The organism is Kitasatospora nipponensis (assembly GCF_039528135.1).
GTDB lineage: Bacteria > Actinomycetota > Actinomycetes > Streptomycetales > Streptomycetaceae > Kitasatospora > Kitasatospora nipponensis.
Genome location: NZ_BAAALF010000154.1, coordinates 5135 through 7884 on the forward strand (window position 1 = coordinate 5135; position 2750 = coordinate 7884).

Genomic DNA, 2750 nt, shown 5'->3' on the forward strand with positions numbered 1-2750 from the left:
GGTGAGGGCGGCGAGGTCCGGGTAGCCGTCGACCGCCATGGTCAGGTGGGGCTGGGCCAGGAGCGGGCGCGGGAGGGGCGTGAGGCCCTCGGGGCCGCCCAGGGGGGGGCCGAAGGGGGGCGGGCGGTCGACGGCCGGCGGGGCTTGCAGGGGATCTCCGGGCGGGTCTGTCCGGTGCTGGCACAAGGGGATGGGAGTTCTACGTGGTGTCCGTGGGAGAGCGGTTGAGCAGGGGTCGGGAACGGGCGTTCATCGGCCGGGAGGAGGAACTCGACCGGTTCGGGCGGGCCCTGGCGGGCGATCCGCAGGCGCCGTTCGCGTTCTACGTGTTCGGGCCGGGGGGCATCGGCAAGTCGGCGCTGCTGCGGTGCCTGGCGGACCGGGCCCGTGCGGCCGGACGCCGGCTCGTCGAGGTGGACGGCCGCTTCGTCGGTCGGGACCCGGCCGACTTCGAGCGGGCGGCCGCCGCGTTCCTGGAGGTCGCCGGGACGGTGCTGTTCGTCGACTCCTTCGAGCACTGCCAGTGGCTGGAGAGCTGGTTGTGGCAGCGGTTCCTGCCGCGCGCGGCGGACGACACGTTGGTGGTGCTGGCCGGTCGGCTCGCGCCGCAGCCGCAGTGGCTCGCCGATCCGGCCTGGGCCGGGGTGCTGTCCGTACGGGAACTGGAGCCGTTCTCGCCCGAGCAGTCCCGCACCCTGCTGATCACCGCGCAGGTCCGCCCCGAACTGCGCGAGCGGGTGCTGCGCTTCGCGGGGGGCAATCCGCTGGCGCTGTCCCTGGCGGCGGCCGCGGGCTCGACGGGCTGGAGCAGGGAGGAGGTCTGGGCGCCCTCGGCCGATCTGCTACGGACGCTGTTGACGGGGTTGATCGGCGAGGTGCCCACCGCGGCCCACCGCCGGGCCCTGGAGGTGGCGGCGCAGGCGCATTCGACCTCCGAGGAACTGCTGGCCGCGGTGCTGCCCGAGGAGGACGCCCACCTGCTGTTCGGCTGGCTGAGGGACCTGCCCTTCATGGAGTCCGCTCCGCGGGGCCTGTATCCGCACGACGCCGCGCGCGGGACGCTGACCGCCGATCTGCGCTGGCGCGCTCCGCACGCCTTCGTGACGATGCGCCAGCGGCTCGCGCAGGAGTACCTGCGGATGCTGCGCGAGGCACCCGAGGAGCGGGTGTGGACGGTCACCGACGAGCTGTTCTACCTCTTCCGCGAGCTGGAGAGCCTGGCCCGGATGCGCACCTGGTCGCGGGAGGACGAGGTGCACGACTGCCCGCTGCGGCCGGAGGACCTGGAGGCCGTGCTGCGGATGGCCGAGGAGGCCGAGGGGCCGGCCTCGGCGGAACTGGTCCGCTACTGGGTCGAGCGCCAGCCACAGGCGTTCAGCGTCTACCGGCTGGTGACCACCGGCCGGTTGGTGGCGTTCACGGCCCGACTCGCCCTGCCGGCCCCCGCCGACCCCCGGGACGTGGCCACCGATCCGGTCGTCGCGGCCGCCTGGGCCTACACCGACGCCACCGCGCCGGTGGGCCCCGACGAGCACATCGGCGTCAGCCGCTTCACGGTCTACCCCGAGCAGTACCAGGTCCCCTCGCGCGTCATCGACCTCAGCAGTTCCCGCGCCCAGGCGGAGTCCGCCCGGGCCCGTGGCCGCGCCTACGGCTTCGCCGTCTGGCGGGACGCCGACGCCTGGGCGGAGCGGGTCAGGGGGACCCTGAGTGACACCGGTGCCAGGCCGCTGGTGGGCGAGCACACCTACGGGGTCTTCGTCGTCGACTGGCGTCTGGTGCCCGTCGAGACCTGGCTGGGCCGGTTCATATCGGACGCCGACGTCCCCGCCCTGCCCGGGCCGTCCGCCCTCTCGCGCACCGCGTTCGACCAGGCCGTGCGCGAGGCGCTGACGCACTGGCGCGACCCGGGCGCCTTCGCGGTCTGCGCCCTGACCCGCACCCGCCTGGCGGCCGACTCCACCGATCCGGTCGAGGACCTGCGCACCCTGCTGCGCGCATCCGTGGACGAGCTCGCCGGTGACCCGCGCGGTGTGCGCGCCAAGGAGGCGCTGGCGGCGGGCTTCTTCTCCGGTGCCCCCACCCAGGAGGCCGCCGCCCGCCGCCTCGCGCTGCCGTACGGCACCTACCGGCGGCACGTGCGCCAGGGCCTGGACCTGCTCTGCGAGTCCCTGTGGCAGCTGGAGTTGCACGGCACCCGGTAACGGGGGCGGGCGCCCGGGAGCGGGGAGTCGGCGGGCACCCGGGCACGGGGCTTGCGGGCCGGGTGGACAGTCGCGGACAGCGGTGGACAGTCCCGGCCCCCGGCGGGCCTGGAGAGTGGACACCGCCCCGGACCAGGCTGTCCGTCATGAAGAACCTCCCACCCCCACAGTCGGGGCGCACGGTGGCCGCCCCTCGGCCGGCGGCCGTACTCACCGTCCTCGCCGCAGCCCAGTTCACCGTCATGCTCGCCACCTCGATCGTGAACGTGGGGCTGCCGCAGATCCGGGCCGGCGTCGGGCTGTCGGACGGTGGCACCACCTGGGTGGTCAACGCCTACGGCCTGGCGTTCGGGGCGCTGCTGCTGGCGGGCGGCCGGGCGGCCGACCTGCTCGGCCGCCGCCGGGTGCTGATCGCGGGCCTCGCCCTCTTCGCGGCCGGCTCGCTGGCGGCGGGACTGGCCCCCTCCTCCGGCGCGCTGATCGCCGCCCGCGCCGTCCAGGGCCTCGGCGCCGGGGCGATGAACCTCTTCCCCGCCGGCCCCGGAC

2 protein-coding genes are annotated in these 2750 nt (G+C 75.3%); both read left to right on the forward strand.

Features of this window, described 5'->3' with window-relative positions; genetic code table 11:
* Positions 1 to 224: 224 nt before the first annotated feature.
* On the forward strand, positions 225 to 2204 hold the full coding sequence (locus ABD323_RS30530) for an AAA family ATPase (protein ID WP_344445270.1): 1980 nt from the start codon (positions 225 to 227) through the stop codon (positions 2202 to 2204).
* 146 nt (positions 2205 to 2350) lie between these two features.
* A partial coding sequence (locus ABD323_RS30535) for an MFS transporter (RefSeq protein ID WP_344445271.1) occupies positions 2351 to 2750 on the forward strand: 400 nt, incomplete at its 3' end.